3 protein-coding genes are annotated in these 2,113 nt (G+C 48.0%); all 3 read left to right on the top strand.

All coding sequences use genetic code 11. The features are described from left to right. Nucleotides 1-215: 215 nt before the first annotated feature. Nucleotides 216-869: a cation transporter gene (locus HY879_14695; protein ID MBI5604588.1), complete on the top strand. Its 654-nt coding sequence runs from the start codon at nt 216-218 to the stop codon at nt 867-869. 1 nt (nt 870) lies between these two features. Continuing rightward, the gene (locus HY879_14700; protein ID MBI5604589.1) at nt 871-1,350 is read left to right on the top strand and encodes an arsenate reductase ArsC; all 480 of its coding nucleotides are present in this window, start codon (nt 871-873) and stop codon (nt 1,348-1,350) included. 139 nt (nt 1,351-1,489) lie between these two features. Continuing rightward, nucleotides 1,490-2,113 (top strand): alpha/beta fold hydrolase (locus HY879_14705; protein MBI5604590.1); only part of this gene is annotated, 624 nt, incomplete at its 3' end.

Raw genomic sequence — 2,113 nt, forward strand, 5'->3', positions numbered from 1 at the left:
AGTGGAGGATATCGTGGTTGATTCCTTCCCACCTTCCCCAAGGTCTAAACACCGAATGCCAGAACTTCAGTGCCCTTGTGGTGGTGATCTATGTTATGTCAAGGATCTCTAAAGTCCGCACCGTAGGTGCGTTATGTTCAGGTCCAAGGTTTTTCATCCTTAGAAACTTGCATCTTGCATCTTGAGGCTTTATTTTCTTACTAAGGAGTTCCGGCATGGCAAATTTAAATAAAAGGGCCTTGGTCTTATCGTATTTCACCGTAGGCTACAATGTACTTGAAGGCGTCGTTTCCATCCTGGCCGGATCTTTGGCCGGCAGTATCGCCCTGATCGGATTTGGGTTGGATAGTTTTATCGAATCCCTGTCCGGTTCCGTGATGATCTGGAGATTCGCCGGACATAAAAGCTTATCCGGGGAAGAAGAGGAAGGCATCGAAAAGAAGGCCATCACCCTGGTGGGCTATACCTTTTTTATTTTAGGGGCCTATATCCTTTATGCCTCTCTGGAAAAATTAATTTTTAACGTAAAGCCATCCCCCAGCCTTTTGGGCATTATTATTGCCATTGTTTCCATAATAATAATGCCCGTCTTATTTTATTTGAAATACCGGACCGGAAAGTCGATGAACACCGCCAGTCTGGTGGCCGATTCCAAACAAACCCTGGCCTGCGCCATGTTATCCGTAGCCCTGCTCATCGGTTTGAGTCTCAATTACTGGTTTGGCATTTGGCAGGCCGATCCGGTCATCGGTTTGGTCATTGTCGCCCTGCTGACCCGGGAAGGAATCCACACCCTTAAAGAAAAAAAATTATGCGGCTGCGCGGCCTGTGGAAATTTACCGCTCGATGATTTGAAAATCCTAAAATAACATGGAAGAAAAAGACACCGGACTTTTTAATGAAGAATTAAGTCGATACCAAAAGGCTAAAGACGAAGGACGGAAAACGGTCCTGTTTATTTGCACCGCCAATGTCGTTCGTTCCCAGATGGCCGAGGCCCTGGTCAATCATTTTTTAAAAGATAAGTGGGCGGCTTTTTCAGCCGGTTTTCTGCCCCTGGAGATTCACCCCATGGTCAAAAAAGTTTTACAGGAAATCGGGATCGATCCCTCTTCACAAAAATCCAAACACCTGGATATCTTCAAGGGTTTAAAGTTCGACCAGGTAATTACCCTGTGTTCGGATGCGGATCAGGTGTGCGCCTATTATCCGGGTCTGACTGAATGGAGCCATGTGCCCTTTCAGGATCCGCTTTTGACTTACCGAATATCCTTTGGGGGAAAAGGTCTCTTTCGGGAATTACGGAAAAAAATGAAAAGGACTCTTATCCCTTACCTGGAGGACCTTTAGTCCGATTTAGGATTTTCGATTTCGGATTTCGGAATTAAAGAAAACCCATAATTTCATGAAATCCCATCGTAAATGGGTAGGAGGATTTTTAACATGGGAAGTGTGGAAGACAATTTGATCGACTCAAGGAGGTGCCGAAATGTCCAGAGTAAAAGCCAACGGAATTGAAATTGAGTATGAAACCTTCGGAGACCCATCGGGGCGCCCGCTCCTTCTGATTATCGGTTTGGGGGCGCAGATGATCCATTGGGATGATGATCTCTGTAAAGACTTGGCCGAACGGGGCCACTATGTCATCCGGTTTGATAACCGGGATGCCGGACTTTCTACTAAATTTGAGGCAGCCGGGGTGCCCGACCTGATGAAAATATTCGGAAAATTGATGGCTGGTGAAAAAATCACCCCGCCCTATACGCTTGAGGATATGGCCGACGACGCAGCCGGCCTCCTGGACGCCCTGAAGATTGAGAAGGCTCATATCTGCGGCATGTCCATGGGAGGCATGATCGCCCAGACCCTGGTTATTCGGCACCCCTCCCGGGTCTTAAGTTTGACCTCCATTTATTCAACGACCGGCAATCCCGAAGTGCCCCAGCCAACTCCCGAGGTGACCGGGCTGCTGATTACCCCTCCTCCCCAGGAGCGGAGTGCAAACATCGAGCACATGGTACACGTCTTTAAAACCATTGCCGGAACCGGTTTTCTCTTCGACGAACCCTGGACCCGCAAGATCATGGCCGAGAGTTACGACCGCTCCTTTTAT

It is taken from the genome of Deltaproteobacteria bacterium, assembly GCA_016219225.1.
Taxonomy (GTDB): domain Bacteria; phylum Desulfobacterota; class RBG-13-43-22; order RBG-13-43-22; family RBG-13-43-22; genus RBG-13-43-22.

Coding starts and splice junctions, on each gene's coding strand:
- HY879_14695 (MBI5604588.1), top strand. CDS start 216: ATGGCAAATTTAAATAAAAGGGCCTTGGTCTTATCGTATTTCACCGTA.
- HY879_14700 (MBI5604589.1), top strand. CDS start 871: ATGGAAGAAAAAGACACCGGACTTTTTAATGAAGAATTAAGTCGATAC.